Below are 16,916 nucleotides of genomic sequence, written 5' to 3'. Positions count from 1 at the left end.
CCGACGTCGAGTCGGCCCGTCTTGACCGAAACCGACGCCGAGTCGGCCCGTCTTGACGGGCCGACTCGGCGTCTTGTGGTGTCAAGACGGGCCGACTTGGTGAAAGTTGAGTGGAATAGACTCAACTTTGATGTGTTGAGATAGATGCGGGTGGTCGGCATCCGCGGCAGACTCAGGTGCATCCCCAGGAGGAGAGCAGACACAGATGAGCCAGTTTTCGGCAGACAAGTTCACCACCAAGGCTCGCGAGGCGATCGAGGCCGCGCAGCTTTCCGCCACGACGGCGGGCAACACCACGACCGAGCCCATCCATCTGCTCGTCGCGCTGCTGCAGCAGGACGAGGGCACCGCGACGTCGATGGTCACCAAGTCCGGTGTGGACGCCGAGGAGCTGTCCCGGGCTGCGGCCACCGAGCTCGCCGCGCTCCCGCGCGCCAGCGGGTCCACGGTGCAGCAGCCCGCCGCCTCGGGTTCGCTGACCCGTGTCCTCGCCGGGGCGATCACGCTGGCCACCTCGTTGAAGGACGACTACGCGGCCACCGAGCACCTGCTGATCTCGCTGGCCACCGTCGAGTCGTCGGCGCAGAAGGTGCTCAAGAGTGCCGGGCTCACCGAGAAGGGTCTGCGCGAGTCGCTGAAGGCGGTGCGTGGCAACCGTCGGGTCACCAGCCAGGACGCCGAGGACTCCTACGAGGCGCTGGAGAAGTACTCCCAGGACCTCACCGAGGCCGCCGAGAAGGGCAAGCTCGACCCGGTCATCGGCCGTGACGCCGAGATCCGCCGGGTGATCCAGGTGCTCTCGCGGCGTACGAAGAACAACCCGGTCCTCATCGGCGAGCCGGGCGTCGGCAAGACGGCCGTCGTCGAGGGGCTCGCCCAGCGGATCATCGCCGGTGACGTACCCGACTCTCTCAAGGGTCGCCGCGTGCTGAGCCTCGACCTGGCGGCGATGGTCGCCGGTGCGCAGTACCGCGGCCAGTTCGAGGAGCGGCTCAAGGCCGTCCTGGAGGAGATCAAGGCCGCCGAGGGCCAGGTGATCACCTTCATCGACGAGCTCCACACCGTCGTCGGCGCGGGCGCCGGGGGCGACTCCGCGATGGACGCCGGCAACATGCTCAAGCCGATGCTCGCGCGCGGCGAGCTGCACATGATCGGTGCGACCACGCTCGACGAATACCGCGAGCGGATCGAGAAGGACCCGGCCCTGGAGCGCCGCTTCCAGCAGGTCTTCGTCGGCGAGCCGTCGGTCGAGGACACCGTGCAGATCCTGCGCGGCATCCAGGAGAAGTACGAGGCCCACCACGGTGTCCGCATCACCGACGCCGCGCTGGTGGCCGCCGCGTCCCTCTCCGACCGCTACATCACCGGCCGTCAGCTGCCCGACAAGGCGATCGACCTCATCGACGAGGCCGCCTCCCGGCTGCGGATGGAGATCGAGTCGTCCCCTGAGGAGATCGACCAGCTCCGCCGCTCCGTCGACCGGCTGAAGATGGAGGAGTTCGCGCTCTCCAAGGAGTCCGACGACGCCTCGCTGGAGCGCCATGCGGCGCTGCGCAAGGAGCTCGCAGACAAGGAGGAGGAGCTGCGCGGCCTGGAGGCTCGCTGGGAGCGCGAGAAGGCTTCGCTCGAAGGCGAAGGCGCCCTGCGCAAGCAGCTCGACGCCATGCGCAGCGAGGCCGAGCGGCTTCAGCGTGAGGGTTCGCTGGGGGAGGCCTCGGAGATCCTCTACGGCAAGATCCCTGCGCTGGAGCGGCAGATCGCCGAGGCCGCCGAGGCCGAGGACGAGGTCACCGACCGACTGGTCGGTGAGGAGGTCGCCGCCCAGCAGATCGCCGAGGTCGTCGAGGCCTGGACCGGCATCCCGACCGGCAAGATGCTCCAGGGAGAGCAGGCCAAGCTGCTCGAGATGGAGTCCGTCGTCGGGCAGCGGCTGATCGGGCAGAAGTCCGCGGTCACGGCGGTCGCCGATGCCGTACGCCGCTCGCGCGCCGGGATCGCCGACCCGAACCGTCCGACCGGTTCGTTCCTGTTCCTCGGCCCGACCGGCACCGGTAAGACCGAGCTCGCCAAGTCGCTGGCCGACTTTCTCTTCGACGACGAGCGCGCGATCGTACGCATCGACATGTCCGAGTACTCCGAGAAGCACTCGGTCGCCCGGCTGGTCGGAGCGCCTCCGGGCTACGTCGGCTACGACGAGGGCGGTCAGCTGACCGAGGCGGTGCGCCGTCGGCCCTACTCGGTGGTGCTGCTCGACGAGGTCGAGAAGGCTCACCCCGAGGTCTTCGACATCCTGCTGCAGGTGCTCGACGACGGTCGCCTGACCGACGGTCAGGGCCGCACGGTCGACTTCCGCAACACGCTCCTCATCCTCACCTCCAACCTCGGCTCGAACTTCCTGGTCGACCCGGTGCTGGAAGAGCACGAGAAGCGCGAGTCGGTCATGGCGGTGGTCCGCGGTGCGTTCAAGCCCGAGTTCCTCAACCGTCTCGACGAGGTCGTCATGTTCGACGCCCTCTCCCTCGCCGACCTCACCAAGATCGTCGACATCCAGCTCGGACAGCTGGAGAAGCGCCTGGCCGTACGCCGCATCTCGATCTCCGTCACCCCCGAGGCTCGGGAGTGGCTCGCCGAGACCGGCTACGACCCGGCGTACGGCGCCCGTCCCCTCCGCCGCCTCATCCAGTCCGCCATCGGCGACCCGCTGGCCCGGATGCTCATCGGCGGCGAGGTCTCCGACGGTGGCCAGGTCACCGTCGACCGCGACGGGGATGGTCTGACCCTGAAGGTCTGACCGGCCACCGCCGAGGCGTCACCCCGGTCGGGGGGGGGGGGGGGGCGGCCCCCCCCCCCCCCCCCCCCCGCCCCCCACGCGCCCGCGGGGGGTTGGGGCTCCCCGTGCTGGTCTCCCGCCCCCCCGCCGCGGCCCCCCCCGGGGCGGCGGTGGGGCCCCACAGCGCCCCACGCGCCCGACGTACGTGACGCCTCGGGCGCGTGGGCGGTGACTGCGGAGGAATCGGATCCGCATGGTGGGCTAAGGTCTCGCGCCATGTCACATCCGTACGGCTCCCTCGATGACGCCCCGGGCGTAGCGGCTCCTATCGCGGGATGGTCCCTGTCCGATGGTCAGCGATCCTCTCGGTCTCAGGGGCGACCGAACGGGGTGACTGTTGCGGGCTGGACGACGATCATCATGTCGGGACTGACGCTGGCGTTGACGGGGTTGGCGGCGGTGGGCTTCGCCCTCGCCTACGTTGACCCGGCCGCCCTCGGGGACGCTGGCGTGCCCACGGACGATCGAGGAATGATGCTTGCGCTGGGCATCTACTCGGCCATATGCGCAGTCCTGAGCTCGATCGCGATCCCGCTTGGTGTCTTGGTCCTCGGCGGGGCGAAGGTGGCGAGGGCGCTGCTGACGGTGGTCGCCGTCCTCGCGTTCTTGGCATCGGTTCCAGCGGCCGCGGGGATCCTCGGGGTCGTACCGTTGGCACTCATCGTCGGTTCTCTGATCATGCTGCACCGACGCGACGCGAACCAGTGGTTCGGAAGTCGGGTTGCGCTGTAGCCTCCGCGCATGCGCAACGGTCGGATCATCCTGCTCAACGGAGCGTCGAGCTCGGGGAAGAGCAGCATCGGGCGGGAGTTGCTGCCGTTGCTCGAGGACCCGTGGTTTCTGGTACCTGTCGACGGGATCAGCGGGATGCGGTCGACGGTGCACACCCGCGAGCTCGACGAGGCGGAGATCGGGGAGATGCTGTGGCGCACCCGGCTCGGCTACCACCGCACCGTCGCAGCGCTGGCCTCGGTCGGTAACGACGTGATCATGGACTACCCGCTCAGCGAGACTTGGCGGCTCGACGACCTGCTCGAGGTGCTCGACGGCTACGACGTCACCCTCGTCGAGGTCTGGTGCTCGCCCGAGGAGCTCGAGCGCCGTGAGGCCGCTCGCGGTGACCGCCCCGCCGGCCTCGCCCGATCGCAGACCCTGGTCTACTCACATCCGTACGACATCCGCGTCGACTCCACCACCGCCACCCCCGCCGCGTGCGCCAAGGAGATCGCCGAAGCCCTCCCCGCTCTCACCGCGCCCAAGGTCTTCACCCGCCTCCGCGCCGAGTAGTCACGTACGTCGGCCGAGACGTCACTCCGGTCGGCCGAGGCGTCAGGCAGGTCGGCCGAGGCGTCACGTACGTCGGCCGAGACGTCGCTTGCGTCGAGCGAGGCGTCACCCCCTGCCCACTCGGCCAGCGGGAGCGACGCTTCGGCCGACGCGGGCGACCTTTCGGCCGACGCGGGCGACGTCTCGGCGGGATCTCGACGGGCGGGGTGGATGGAGGTTGGCGGGGATGAGAAAATGGTTCCCAACATGTCTGAAACGAAGCTTCCCCGCCCCGGTCAGGCCACCCTCGCCGGGTGGCTCATCGTGCTCGGCTCGCTGCTCACCGTGGTGACTGCCTGGGACCAGATCGCCGGGCTGAACAGCCTGGACACCCGGGAGCGGGTGGAGAAGGTGCTGGCGGAGCCGCCGCTGGCGGGCTCGGGGATCGGGCTCGACAACATCCTCGACCTCATGCACGTGATGGCGCTGGTCACCGGCGCGATGGCGGCGGCTGCGGTGATCCTCGGCTGGCACGTGCTGCAGCGCAACAAGCAGGCGCGGCTGGCCCTCACGGTCATGGCGGCGCCGCTCTTCTTCGCCGGGATGTTCGGGGGAGGGTTCTGGTCGACGCTGGCGGCTGTCGCCGTCGTACTCCTGTGGATGTCGCCCACACGCGACTGGTTCGACGGCGTCTCGCCGACCAAGCGAGAGGCGCTCGGCAGCGGTGACCCCGATCAGGAGTCGTACGTGGCACCGGCTCCTCCGGAGACCACGACCGGCGCCACCGGCGCAACGCCACCGTCGGGCCAGCCGGACCAGGCGTCCGGCGCGGTGCGGCTCTCCGCGCAGCAGCCGCCGCCGTGGACCGGAACGGTCGCACAGGCCACCAAGCCGGCACCCACGCGCCGCCCGGGAGCCATGACCGCGGCGGCGGTGCTCACCTGGATCGGGTCCGGGTTCACCGCGCTGATGATGCTCGCCTCGGCGGTGACGGCGACGGCCAACCCCGAGCTGATCCTCGAGCAGCTGCGCAAGCAGGCGGAGAGCGATCCGGCGATGCGGGAGATGGCGAGTCTCTACACGACCGACGTCATCGTCGCCTCGGCCTGGTTCGGGGCGGTCCTGGTCGCGCTCGTCTGCGTCGCCGCGGCCGTGTTCGCCGCCTTCGCGTTCCGTCGCCAGCCCTGGGCTCGGGTCGCGCTGATGATCTCCGCAGGCGTCTCCGCGCTCTCGCTGCTGGTCTTCGCCCTCGCGTTCCCGCCGGCCGTGGTCCTATTCGGTGCTGCGGTCGCGACCTTCTCGTTCCTGCTGCGCCCCGAGGTCGCCGCCTGGTTCCGCAGCCGAGGCGAGAGCCCGAGGCGATAAAGCAGGGCAGGTGAGATGGTCGGCCGGATAGGCTCCGGGCATGTCCGATCAGTACGGCTCCTTCGACAACCCCTACGGCGGCAAGCCGCCGTTCGAGGGCCAGGGGCCGCCGCCGACGCCGTACGCCACCCCGCAACCGCAGGGATGGGGGCAGCCGCCTCCGGCCTATGGGCAGTACGCCATGGGGCAGCAGCCCCCGGCCTACCTGCGTCCGCAGTACCCGCCGCCCGACCCCGACAGTCGGCCCGGAACGGTGGTCGGGGCGTCGGTCATGACGATCGTCGGGTCGGTGATCGCGCTGCTGATCTCGGTGTTCATGGTGCCGGCGGGGATCGCGGACTACAACGATCCGACGTCTTCCGACAAGGGGCTCACGCTGGCGATGATCATCTGGTTCGCCGCTTGCGGTCTCCTGAGCCTGGCCGCGATCCCGCTCGGGATCATGATCCTGTTCCGTTCCAACCTGGCCAGGATCCTGCTCACCGTCATCGGCTCGATCGCGGCGGTGCTCTCCGTCTTCGTGGTGCTCTACCCGGCGCTGATCATCGCCGCGCTGGTGATGCTGTACGCAGGCAGAGCAGGCAACTGGTTCGCCCGCCGCTCACCCCGCGACCCCTGGCAGCCGCCGGTGGTTCCAGGGCCGACCCCGCCGGGACCGACCCCGCCGACCCACCAGCAGTTCTAGGTGTGATGCCCAGGCACGTTGGTCGAGATCGTGTGACGACACGGTCTGATCTGTAGATGAACGAAGGCCTCCCGGGTGTGGAGTGGAGCTGTCTAAGGAACCAGTTCCGCCACCAAGGAGGCCTTCGTGTCCCACGCTACCCATGCCAACGCTGCTTTGGCCCCTCGCGCCCGACTTCGGTTGGCGCGATTGATCGTTGATCAGGGTTGGTCTCCTGCTCGCGCTGCTGAGCGTTATGACGTCTCGTGGCGCACCGCGAAGAAGTGGGTCGAGCGTTACCGGGAGGAGGGGCCGGCGGGGATGGTGGATCGTTCCTCGGCGCCCCACCGTCAGCCGAGCCGGACGCCGGCGCCGGTGGTGCGCTAGATCGTGCATCTGCGTTGGAAGCAGCGCCTGGGGCCGGTCGAGATCGGCGACCGGCTCGGTATGCCTGCCTCGACCGTCCATGCCGTGCTGGTGCGGTGCCGGCTCAACAGGCTCTCCTTCATCGATCGAGCCACTGGTGAGCCGATCCGGCGCTACGAGCACGAGAAACCGGGTGATCTCCTGCATGTCGATGTGAAGAAGCTCGGCCGTGTTCCCGATGGGGGCGGATGGCGGTATCTGGGGCGTCAGCAGGGAAAACGAAACCGGCAGGTCACCGCGGTCAAGACCGGTGGACCGCGCAGCAAGTGGGGTCAGCCCCTGATGGGCACCTGCTACCTGCACACCGTGCTCGACGACCACTCGCGCGTGGCGTATGTCGAGGCCCGTGAGGACGAAACCAAGCAGACAGCGGTCGAGGTCTTGCGCAACGCAGTCGCCTGGTTCGCCGAACGCGGGGTCGTAGTGAGCCGGGTCCTGAGCGACAACGGCGGTGCCTATCGGTCCTACCTGTGGCGTGACACCTGTGCCGAGCTCGGCATCACTCCCAAGCGAACCCGGCCCTACCGGCCACAGACCAACGGGAAGATCGAGCGTTTCCACCGCACCCTGGCAGAGGGCTGGGCATTCAAGAAGTTCTACAACTCCGAATCCGCCCGACTGGCCGCCCTGCCAGGATGGGTCCACGAGTACAACCACCACCGACCCCACTCAGCAATCGGGAAAGCCGCACCCATCACCAGGTTGAACAACCTGGCTGGACATCACATCTAGGAGCGCAAGAACCTACGGGACGAGCGAGTCGTCCTTGGCGCCGTTCTCGGAGCCACGGACCATCTTGTAGAGGCGCAGGCCGACCCAGGCGACGACGGCGACCGCCACCACCAGGATGACGATGTTCTGGAAGCGCCCGACGATCGGCTCGACCTTCTCCCAGTTGTCACCGAGCTGGTAGCCAGCGACGACGAAGATCGTGTTCCAGATCGCGGAGCCGACGGTGGTGAGGAGCAGGAACTTCCAGATCGGCATCCGGGTGACCCCGGCGGGCACCGAGATCAGCGACCGGAAGATCGGGATGAAGCGGCCGAAGAAGACGGTCAGCGCGCCGTACTTCTCGAAGAACGCTTCGGTCTTCTCCAGGTCGGAGGTCTTCACGAGCGGCAGCTTCTCGCCGACCCAGTAGACCCGCTCGCGGCCGATCAGCGCACCCACCAGGTAGAGCGCGAGCGCCCCGACGACCGAACCGAGCGTGGTCCAGATCAGCGCCTCGGCGATCGTGAAGCGGCCCTGCGCGGCGGTGAACCCGGCCAGCGGCAGGATGATCTCGGAGGGCAGCGGCGGGAAGAGGTTCTCCAGCGCGATGCCGATCCCCGCGCCCACCGGGCCGAGCTTGTCCATCAGGTCGACCGCCCAGCCGGCGACGCCGGTGAGCTCCTCGGGCTGGCTGGAGGTCAGGATCATGAGGCTCTCTTCGAAGTATGTGGGTGGGCCGGCGCGGCCGAAGCCTAGGACCCCGAGTTGACCGCGTCCAGATCTGCCCGGGTCAGCACCGAGCGGATCTCCAGCGAGACATCGCGCAGGGACTCGCCGGGCTCGGGCGACCGGTCGATCGCACACACCACAGTGTCCACGACCGCACCAAGCGGACGGAGCGCGTTGACGGCGTCGCGCACAGCACCGCCCGAGGTGATCACGTCCTCGATCAGCGTGACCCGCTTGCCGGAGAACGAAGGGCCTTCGGCGAGCTTGGCGGTGCCGTATTCCTTCGCCTTCTTCCGGATGAAGATCGCCGGGATGCCGGTCTTGGCCGACACCATGGTCACGATCGGGATGCCGCCGAGCTCGAGACCGCCGAGCAGCTCGGTGCCCTCCGGCAGCAGCTCGACCATCCGCGCCGCGACCCGGTCCAGAAGCTCCGGCGACGCCTCGAAGAGGTACTTGTCGAAGTAGGTGTCACTGACCTGCCCCGAGCGGAGCGTGAACTCCCCGTGCAGGCGGCAGGTGGCGTCGATGTCGGCAGCGAGGGCAGCGTCGGTTGTCACGGCCCCTAGCCTAAGTCGTATGAGTGAGCGCCAGCGAACGACCATGACTGCGCGACGACTTCACGGCATCCCGCCGACGATCTTCTCCGAGATGTCGGCGCTGGCCGCGTCCACCGGCGCGGTCAACCTCGGCCAGGGATTCCCCGACGTGGACGGCCCCGAAGAGATCATCAAGGAGGCCGTCTCCGCGCTGGAGAGCGGGCGGAACCAGTACGCCCCCGGCCCCGGCATCCCCGCGCTGCGAGAGGCCGTCGCGGCTCACCAGCAGCGTCACTACGGCCTGACCTTCGACCCGGCCCGCGAGGTCGCGGTCACCACCGGCGCCACCGAGGGGATCGCGGCCTCCATCCTCGCCCTGGTCGACCCGGGCGACGAGGTGATCCTCGTGGAGCCCTACTACGACAGCTACCCGGCCATGGTGCAGATCGCAGGCGGCGTACGTCGTCCGGTCACGCTCAGCCTGGACGCCTCGGCGCCGGGTGGGAGGCTGCCCCGCGAGGCCCTGGAGGCAGCCGCGTCCGGCACGACCAAGGTCCTTCTGCTCAACTCCCCGCACAACCCGACCGGCACCGTGCTCACCCGCGAGGAGCTGGAAACGGTCGCGGCCTTCGCGCGGGACCACGACCTGACGGTGATCTCCGACGAGGTCTACGAGCACCTCACCTTCGACGGCGTCGAGCACGTCCCGATCGCCACGCTCCCCGGGATGCGCGAGCGCACCCTGACCCTGTCGAGCATCGGCAAGTCCTTCTCGTTCACCGGCTGGAAGGTCGGCTGGGCGACGGGCCCCGAGCACCTGGTCCAGGCGCTGTTGGGAGCCAAGCAGTGGCTGACGTTCACCTCCGGCGCCCCGCTGCAGCCGGCCGCCGCCTACGCGCTCGAGCACCTCGACCGCTGGCCCCACGAGCTCGCCCTCGACCTGCAGGGCAGGCGCGACCTGCTCTGCGACGGGCTGAAGCAGATCGGCCTGGACGTGACGGTTCCGGAAGGCACTTACTTCGCCGTCTCCGACATCGAGGACCTCGGCTGGCGCGACGGCCTCGAGTTCTGCCGGGCCCTGCCCGAGCGGGCCGGGGTCGTGGCGATCCCGTTGCAGGGGTTTTACGACACCGATGCCGGCAAGCACCTGGTCAGGTGGACCTTCACCAAGCAGCGGGATGTGATCGAGGAGGCCCTGGCACGTCTCGGCAAGGGGCGCCTGGCGAAGTAGCCGAGACCGGCCGTCAGTGGTCGGCCCGCTTGTCGGCGTCGGCCGGGGTGCGTGGCCGGACGGTCATCCCGAGGATGTCGCGGTCGGGGTGACCGTCGTGGCGGTGTCCTGAGCTTGTCGAAGGGTCGAGGTCCGAAGCCAACCGGGAGGCCGTACGTCGCCGACGCCACCACTCCACCATCGCGGGTGCCAGCGCGAGCGCGAAGAGCAGCAGGATCAGGTAGTCGATGTTGTCGGCGAGCCAGGGCCAGCGGGCTCCGACGAAGTAGCCGAACAGCGTCACCGCGAGCACCCACAGCACGCCACCGACGAGGCTCCAGAAGTAGAACCGCCGCCGGTCCATGTGGGTGACCCCGGCGATGACGGTGACGTAGGTGCGCACGAACGCGATGAACCGCCCGATCACCAGCGCCTTGTTGCCGTGCTTGTCGAAGAACTCCCGGGTCTGGTCGATGTGCCGTCGCTTGATGAAGCGGTTGTTGCTCTCGTAGAGCCGTGGCCCGATCCGGCGACCGATCTCGTAGCCGGTGACGTTGCCGGCGAACGCCGCCCCGACGAAGAAGAGCATGGCGATCACGATCTCGACGCCGGGAGGTCCCGGAAAGATGTCGATCTTGCCGGTCGCGATGAAGATCCCGAGCGCGATCAGCAGGCTGTCGCCGGGCAGGAACGGGAAGAAGAGACCGCACTCGATGAAGATGATGATGAGGCTGATCCAGAAGAGCGGCTCGCCGAAAGTGGCCAGCAGGAAGTCCGGGCTCATCCACTCCAGACCGGCCATCAGCGGCGCAAAAGATCCCGCACCCGTCACGGGCCCTACGGTACCCATAGGTAACAACTATTGTTGTCGAATACTCTTATCAGCCGATGAACGAGACACGACCGTCCGAGGATGATTCCCGAGCGCCGTACGACCCGATGCCCCACGGGCAGCCGGAGGTAGGTCTGGGGCCGTGGCAGGGGGAGTGGCCCATCGGAGACCACTGGGACCCGGAGCTGCTCGCCAACGGCGACCGCCGCAACGTGGTCGACCGCTACCGCTACTGGACCCTCGAGGCGATCGTCGCCGACCTCGACCGGCGTCGCCACGGCTTCCATGTCGCGATCGAGAACTGGCAGCACGACTTCAACATCGGCACCATCGTCCGCACCGCCAACGCCTTCCTCGCCGCCGAGGTCCACATCGTCGGCAACCGCCGCTGGAACCGTCGCGGTGCGATGGTCACCGACCGCTACCAGCACGTCCATCACCACCCCGACGTGCCGGCCCTCGCGGCGTACCTCCATGACCGAGACGTACGCCTCCTCGGCATCGACAACCTTCCCGGGTCGCTCCACCTGGAGACGATGGCACTCCCCGAGAAGGTCTGCTTCCTGTTCGGACAGGAGGGGCCGGGTCTCTCCGAGCAGGCCCGCGACAGCGTCGACGGCACCTTCTCGATCGCCCAGTTCGGCTCGACGCGTTCGATCAACGCCTCCGCCGCTGCGGCGATCGCGATGCACTCCTGGATCGTCCAGCACGCCGATCTGACCTCCGAAGAAGCCTGGCGCGGCTGACGCACCCGAGCGCCGGAGCCGGGGCGGTGGTCGTTCTCGGTTGTTGAAATTCGGTTACGCCCCCGGTGACCTCACCGAAAACCTGATCCGCTAAAGTTAACTCCTGGGTCGCCCGGATTGTGCCCCTGCAAAGGGTGCGTGGCCTCGGGGCCGGGCGGCAGCGGGGACCCTAGGATCGTTCGATCCGATAGCGGATCTTCACCTGTTCGCCGCTCTGCACGACGTCGATGACGCTCATCCGCTTGCTGGTGATGCGGCGGGGGAACAGCGGTGCCCCGGCACCGAGGGTGACCGGGCAGATCCCGGCCACGACCTCGTCGAGCAGACCGGCGTCGTCGAACTGGCCGACCAGATCGCCACCGCCCACCAGCCAGATCCCGCCGTCGACGGTGGCCGCGATCTCGTCGTAGACGGGCTTCACATCACCCTGCACGAAGTGGACCTGGGTGCCCTGGACAGCCGGCAGATCGGTCGCGTGGGTGAACACCCACACCGGCCGGTCGTCGTAGTACTCCCGCCACTTCTCCGGCCCGGTCAGCATCTTTGGGTCGTGGTCGATCATCCAGCGGTACGTCGTGCCCCCCCATCACCAGCGCCGCCGACTCCGCCATCAGCCGGTCCCAGGAGGTCTCCTCGTCGCCGTGCGGCGTCTCGAAGAGCCAGTCCAGCGAGTTGTTCTCGTCGGCGATGTAGCCGTCCAGCGATGTCGCGGTGAAGTAGGTGACCTTGGGCATGCCTCGGACGCTACGCCCGTCGGAGGCATGCCGGCCCGACCGTTCTTGCTCGGAACGTGCCCGCTCGCCTATGCCCGTGAGACGTTCCCCGACTCCAGACGGGTGCGCAGCGCGGTCAGCCCGCGCGAGGAGTGGCTCTTGACCGTCCCCTCGCTGATCCGCAGCTCCCGCGCGGTCTCGGCGACCGACAACTGCAGCCAGTGACGCAGCACGACCACCTTGCGCTGCATCTCCGGCAGCGTCTGCAACGCTCCGAAGAGGTCGGACCGCTCATCGAACTGAGCGGCCGGGACGGGCCGGTCGGGCAGGTCGCCCGAGCGCTCCCGCTTCCACCACGAGCGCCGCGTCTGGTCGATGTGAGCACGGACGAGGATCGTCCGGACGTACGCCTCCTCCGACCCGCGCTCGACCCGGCGCCATGCGGCGTACAGCTTCAGCAGTGCGGTCTGGACGAGATCGTCTGCCCGGTGCCAGTCACCGCACAACGCGTAGGCGACCCGCAGCAGGTGGGATCGCCGGGCGGCGACGTAGGCGGTGAAGGCGTCGTCGTGATCGTTCACTGCCACATCCCGTCGGACGGCACGCTGTCGATGATGTCCAGATACTCGTCGATGGAGATCGGGACGCGGTCCTCGGCCCACGGTGACTGACCCACCTCGTAGCTGTAGGCCTGGGTGTCGCCGTCCACCTCGCGGACGAGCACGAACCGCTCCGCGCCGTCGACGGTGATCTTCGCGGCGGCGGACCGCGAGGCGCCGGCCGAGAAGCCGTCCACGTCGGGCTCGGTGCGCTGCTCGACGACCTCGACCCCGTCCTTCGCGGGAACGATCTCGGACCCGGACCCGAACGTGACCACCCGCGTGGTGCCCATGCCGACGCCGAAGTCGCCGACGCCCTTGCCCTCGAACTCCTTGCGGAACTCCTTGCTGCGGCCTGCCAGCCACTCGTCGATGGTCTGCCCGGGGATGGCATAGGTGCCGTCCCGTCCCGTCGACTCGCGGCCGCTGTCGCTGCGGTCTCCGTTGTACAGGACCCACCGCTCCAGGCCCTCGCGTTCCACGACCGCGGCCATCGAGTCCCACGGGGCGGCGACGCCGAGGGGGTTGGGGATCTCACGCACGATCTTCCAGCCGCCCCTAGCGCGCAGCTCTCCGCGTGGCCTCCAGTTGATCGCCAGGTCGTGGGACTTCACGTCGTCGAGCCAGGCCTCGAGGCTGGTGGCGCTCGTACGGGACGCGTCGACGTAGGAGATCTCGGTGGGGTTCATGAAGTGCACGTAGAGGGTCTTCGCGCCGTCGGTCGCCTCGACTGCGACGGAGTCGGCGACGCCGTTCGGTCCGATCCGGTCGACCACCTTCCACCCCGGGTAGAGCCCGACCTCGTCGGTGCGGTGGTCGTAGGTGACCGGGGCGTCCTCGGTCGGCGGCGACGGGTCCGGGGCCGGCGGTTCGTCACTCTCCGCGGACTGCGTCGCGACCGGTGGGGTCGCACGGTCGGCACCGGAGGGCACGACGATCGAGCCGATCCCGAGCACGGCCCCCACCGCGAGGGCGGTGCCGGCGACAGCGGCGACCCGTCGGCGGCGTACGAGCTTCTTGCCGTCCGCCACCAGCGCAGCCGGGTTGTGGTGGGTGGGTGGTGCTTGTGGGATCGCCCGTTCGAGGGCGTCGTGCCAGTCCATGTCGGCCTCCAGGATCAGTGTCACCCGTGGATACGGATCGCGTGGCGGATCGGTTGTCCTGGTTGATCGATCCAACTGCGAGCGTTGGGCGGGGTGGCCAGGGGTCCCATTACGCTGGCCACCAGCGCACCGGTCGACAACGGATCTTCAAGGAGACCCCCAGATGCCCATCGCCACCCCCGAGAAGTACGCCGAGATGCTCGCGACCGCGAAGGAGAAGGGGTTCGCCTTCCCCGCGATCAACGTCTCCTCGTCGCAGACGCTCAACGCGGCACTGGCCGGCTTCGCCGAGGCCGGCTCGGACGGCATCATCCAGATCTCCACCGGCGGCGCGGAATACCTCTCGGGCCCCACGGTCAAGAACATGGTGACCGGCTCGGTGGCCTTCGCCGCGTACGCGACCGAGGTCGCCAAGTCCTACGACGTCAACATCGCGCTGCACACCGACCACTGCCCGAAGGACAAGCTCGACGGCTTCGTACGTCCGCTGCTGGAGCTCTCCGCCGAGCGCGTCCAGCGTGGCGAGGCGCCGCTGTTCCAGTCACACATGTGGGACGGCTCCGCGGTGCCGCTCGAGGAGAACCTGCAGATCGCCTCGGAGCTGCTCGCGGTGGCCAAGGCCGCTCACATCGTGCTCGAGATCGAGGTCGGCGTGGTCGGTGGCGAGGAGGACGGCATCGTCGGCGCGATCGACGACAAGCTCTACTCGACCCCCGAGGACGCGATCGCGACCGCCGACGCGCTGGGTGTCGAGGGCTACCTGACCGCGCTCACCTTCGGCAACGTGCACGGCGTCTACAAGCCCGGCAACGTCAAGCTCCGTCCCTCGATCCTGCGCGACGCCCAGGACGCGGTCGTGGCCAAGCTCGGCCTGCCCGCCGGTTCGAAGCCGTTCGACCTCGTCTTCCACGGTGGCTCGGGCTCTTCGGCCGAGGAGATCGCGGAAGCGGTGTCCTACGGCGTGGTCAAGATGAACATCGACACCGACACCCAGTACGCCTACACCCGCGCCGTCGCCGGCCACATGCTCGCCAACTACGACGGCGTTCTGAAGGTCGACGGCGAGGTCGGGAACAAGAAGCAGTACGATCCTCGCGCGTGGGGCAAGCTCGCGGAGGCCAGCATGGCTACTCGGGTCGTCGAGGGTGCCCAGCACCTCGGTTCTGCGGGCAACTCCATCGGCTGATCGACACGCCGAGGAAGGCCAATGGTCCCGATTCGGAAAACGTTGTGGCACACGGCATAGCAAACTCGGGCTTATGTCGTTGTGCCGGTCATTGGTAAAGCGATTCAATGCCCTAGCTGGACGGCGACCCTCGGGTAATCAGGTCGAACCGTCCCTTCGGCGTTGATCTTGGGAGGGACATCCTCGGTATGGAAACCACTGCGCGAAACCGCACAATCGGCGGGATCGTCATAGGCGCGATCATCTTGATCCTGCTGCTCGTCTTGTTCTCTTGCACCGTCAACGGCGACCCGGAGAGCTCGCCGACGAAGGAGCCGACCACCGGGGAGTCCTCGACTCTCCCTGACGACGAGGACACGCTCGAACCCGACGAGGACCCGTCGGAGTCGGAGTCGGAGGAGCCGGAGGAGATCGATGACGACGACATCGTCCCCGCCGCCAACACCGGCGTGACCTTCATCCCCGCGGGCAACATCCCCTCGGGCAGCACCCCGACCTGTGATCTCGACCCGAGCGCCTGTGAGCCCGTACGCCCGCCGGGTGCGGGTGTCGACATCTGCGAGATCCGTCCGGATCTGACCCAGTGCCAGCCCGAGCCGACGCCGACCCTTCCGCCGGACGACGGCGAGACGACGCCGCCCGACGACGGTGAGGACGACTGCTTCCTCGGCATTGGCATTCTCTGCCCGCCTGGCGACGGAGACGGCGACGGCGACGGCGACGGCGACGGCGGCAACACAACTCCGCGACCCGTCATGGGCGACGTGAAGTGCGAGGTCGTAAGCACCACTGAGCTGAGCCTGTCTTGGCCCAAGGCCAAGGACGATAAGGACCAGGTCTCCTACTACACGATCGATGGCCGGCCGGGCATCGATCGACAGGAGACCATGACGCTCGGGGGCACGTTCAAGGGGCTGCGGCCTGGCACGGACTATCAGTTCGAGGTAAGGGCGACCGACGCCGACGGAAACAACTCTCAGTGGTCCGAGGTGCAGTGCTCCACGAAGCCTGACACCGAGGATCCGACTCCGCCGAAGGACCTGAAGGTCGTCCACATCACAAGCACCACGGCTGACTTGGCGTGGGAGGCGTCGACCGATGACTCTCGCGTCGACCACTACGAGGTCAGCTGGACTCCTGCGAGCGGCGAGCCGACTCGAACGGCCGAGACCGATGGCACCAGCTTCTACATCACCGATCTTGACCCCGAGACGAACTACACCTTCACCGTGATCGCGGTTGACATCGTGGAGAGGTCGTCGGATCCCGCCTCGGTAGACGGGACCACTCTGGTCGAGGACACCGAGGCACCCGACGTGCCGTCAAACGTCGAGATCGTGAAGGTCGGCGATAACACGCTTCGTGTCACGTGGAAGGCCAGCGGCGACAATCAGTCGCGGGGATCTGCCATCGAGTACGACATCAGGATCACTGGGGTGGCCTTTGCAAGCGGTTCGGTGACCGGAGAAACGAGCTACACGACCGACTACCTCGACCTAATCCCGGGAACGATCACGGCTGAGGTGACTGCAACCGACGAGGCAGGCAACACGTCGGAGGCAGGGTCCGGCGAACTGACGGTGGAAGAGCAGCGAGAGATGCAGCGCCAACTGCAGCGTCAGGCTCCGGAGGTCCGCTCGCAGACTCAGGACCCGTCGAAGTCCGGCGCCCCGTCTGGTGATGTCCCCGCTGACGCGCCGACCGAGAAGTCGCCGCAGTTGCCGGGCCTGAACGACATCCTCCCGGGTGGTGACGACACCGAGGCGCCAGCGGAGGAGCCTGCGGCCCCCGAGGCGACGCCGGAGGCCCCGGCTGAGCGGCCGACGACCGAGGAGCCGGTCGAGGAGCCGACTGAGAAGGCTGCCGAGGAGGCGCCCGCTGAGGAAGCCCCCGCCGAGGAGGAGAAGGACGGTCTGCTGGAGAACATCGGTGACGCGCTGACCAGCGCCGTAGCCGCGGTGTTCTAGCCGACACACGCCGAGAAACAGGGCGGGGAG

General features: G+C 68.3%; 15 protein-coding genes and 2 pseudogenes. 10 read left to right on the top strand and 7 right to left on the bottom strand.

What is annotated here, in order from left to right; translation table 11 throughout:
• Window positions 1–205 precede the first annotated feature (205 nt).
• The 6 genes and pseudogenes from clpB (at window position 206) to WBG06_RS03560 (ending at window position 7,283) form a co-directional block, all read left to right on the top strand.
• Entirely contained in the window at window positions 206–2,791 is a 2,586-nt protein-coding gene (clpB, locus tag WBG06_RS03585) for an ATP-dependent chaperone ClpB (protein ID WP_336735137.1), read from the top strand.
• 399 nt (window positions 2,792–3,190) lie between these two features.
• Window positions 3,191–3,562 carry a hypothetical protein gene (locus WBG06_RS03580; RefSeq protein WP_336735136.1) on the top strand — a complete coding sequence of 124 codons (372 nt, stop codon included), beginning with the start codon at window positions 3,191–3,193 and terminating at the stop codon, window positions 3,560–3,562.
• Between the two features lie 9 nt (window positions 3,563–3,571).
• Window positions 3,572–4,117, top strand: a complete 546-nt coding sequence (locus tag WBG06_RS03575) for a chloramphenicol phosphotransferase CPT family protein (protein WP_336735135.1) — start codon at window positions 3,572–3,574, stop codon at window positions 4,115–4,117.
• Between the two features lie 246 nt (window positions 4,118–4,363).
• A complete protein-coding gene (locus tag WBG06_RS03570) occupies window positions 4,364–5,461 on the top strand; it encodes a hypothetical protein (RefSeq protein WP_336735134.1) in 1,098 nt (365 codons plus the stop codon).
• 40 nt (window positions 5,462–5,501) lie between these two features.
• Complete coding sequence (locus WBG06_RS03565) at window positions 5,502–6,146, top strand: hypothetical protein (protein WP_336735133.1); 645 nt, start codon at window positions 5,502–5,504, stop codon at window positions 6,144–6,146.
• 126 nt (window positions 6,147–6,272) lie between these two features.
• A pseudogene (locus WBG06_RS03560) lies at window positions 6,273–7,283 on the top strand (IS481 family transposase).
• Between the two features lie 12 nt (window positions 7,284–7,295).
• Here WBG06_RS03560 and WBG06_RS03555 read toward each other — a convergent pair.
• Both WBG06_RS03555 and pyrE read right to left on the bottom strand, forming a co-directional pair.
• Window positions 7,296–7,970, bottom strand: a complete 675-nt coding sequence (locus WBG06_RS03555) for a DedA family protein (protein ID WP_336735132.1) — start codon at window positions 7,968–7,970, stop codon at window positions 7,296–7,298.
• Between the two features lie 44 nt (window positions 7,971–8,014).
• A complete protein-coding gene (gene pyrE / locus WBG06_RS03550) occupies window positions 8,015–8,551 on the bottom strand; it encodes an orotate phosphoribosyltransferase (RefSeq protein ID WP_336735131.1) in 537 nt (178 codons plus the stop codon).
• Window positions 8,552–8,594: 43 nt separating this feature from the next.
• Between pyrE and WBG06_RS03545 the strand changes: the two genes are divergently transcribed.
• A complete protein-coding gene (locus tag WBG06_RS03545; RefSeq protein WP_336735640.1) occupies window positions 8,595–9,761 on the top strand; it encodes an aminotransferase class I/II-fold pyridoxal phosphate-dependent enzyme in 1,167 nt (388 codons plus the stop codon).
• Between the two features lie 13 nt (window positions 9,762–9,774).
• On the opposite strand, the gene WBG06_RS03540 is transcribed toward WBG06_RS03545, so the two are convergent.
• Window positions 9,775–10,572: a DedA family protein gene (locus WBG06_RS03540; protein WP_336735130.1), complete on the bottom strand. Its 798-nt coding sequence runs from the start codon at window positions 10,570–10,572 to the stop codon at window positions 9,775–9,777.
• Between the two features lie 56 nt (window positions 10,573–10,628).
• Between WBG06_RS03540 and WBG06_RS03535 the strand changes: the two genes are divergently transcribed.
• On the top strand, window positions 10,629–11,318 hold the full coding sequence (locus WBG06_RS03535) for a TrmH family RNA methyltransferase (RefSeq protein WP_336735129.1): 690 nt from the start codon (window positions 10,629–10,631) through the stop codon (window positions 11,316–11,318).
• Between the two features lie 169 nt (window positions 11,319–11,487).
• Here WBG06_RS03535 and WBG06_RS03530 read toward each other — a convergent pair whose 3' ends face one another.
• The 4 genes and pseudogenes from WBG06_RS03530 to WBG06_RS03520 all read right to left on the bottom strand — a co-directional run bounded on the left by WBG06_RS03530 (window position 11,488) and on the right by WBG06_RS03520 (window position 13,757).
• A complete protein-coding gene (locus tag WBG06_RS03530) occupies window positions 11,488–11,880 on the bottom strand; it encodes a dihydrofolate reductase family protein (protein ID WP_336735128.1) in 393 nt (130 codons plus the stop codon).
• Between the two features lie 52 nt (window positions 11,881–11,932).
• Window positions 11,933–12,052: pseudogene (locus WBG06_RS26500) on the bottom strand (hypothetical protein); the annotation flags it as partial.
• A 68-nt stretch (window positions 12,053–12,120) separates the two neighbouring features.
• Window positions 12,121–12,612 (bottom strand): SigE family RNA polymerase sigma factor, encoded by a 492-nt coding sequence (locus WBG06_RS03525; protein WP_336735127.1) that lies wholly within the window; start codon window positions 12,610–12,612, stop codon window positions 12,121–12,123.
• The gene (locus tag WBG06_RS03520) at window positions 12,609–13,757 is read right to left on the bottom strand and encodes a hypothetical protein (RefSeq protein WP_336735126.1); all 1,149 of its coding nucleotides are present in this window, start codon (window positions 13,755–13,757) and stop codon (window positions 12,609–12,611) included. Before WBG06_RS03520 ends, WBG06_RS03525 begins: the two co-directional genes overlap by 4 nt.
• A 139-nt stretch (window positions 13,758–13,896) precedes the next feature.
• Between WBG06_RS03520 and fbaA the strand changes: the two genes are divergently transcribed.
• Both fbaA and WBG06_RS03510 read left to right on the top strand, forming a co-directional pair.
• Entirely contained in the window at window positions 13,897–14,919 is a 1,023-nt protein-coding gene (gene fbaA, locus WBG06_RS03515) for a class II fructose-bisphosphate aldolase (RefSeq protein ID WP_336735125.1), read from the top strand.
• Window positions 14,920–15,107: 188 nt separating this feature from the next.
• Window positions 15,108–16,886 carry a fibronectin type III domain-containing protein gene (locus tag WBG06_RS03510; protein ID WP_336735123.1) on the top strand — a complete coding sequence of 593 codons (1,779 nt, stop codon included), beginning with the start codon at window positions 15,108–15,110 and terminating at the stop codon, window positions 16,884–16,886.
• The last annotated feature ends 30 nt before the right edge of the window (window positions 16,887–16,916 follow it).

It is taken from the genome of Nocardioides sp. CCNWLW239 (genome assembly GCF_037137035.1).
Taxonomy (GTDB): Bacteria; Actinomycetota; Actinomycetes; order Propionibacteriales; family Nocardioidaceae; genus Nocardioides.
Note: the sequence above shows the minus strand (reverse complement) of the source record. Positions and strands in the feature narration are given on the sequence as shown.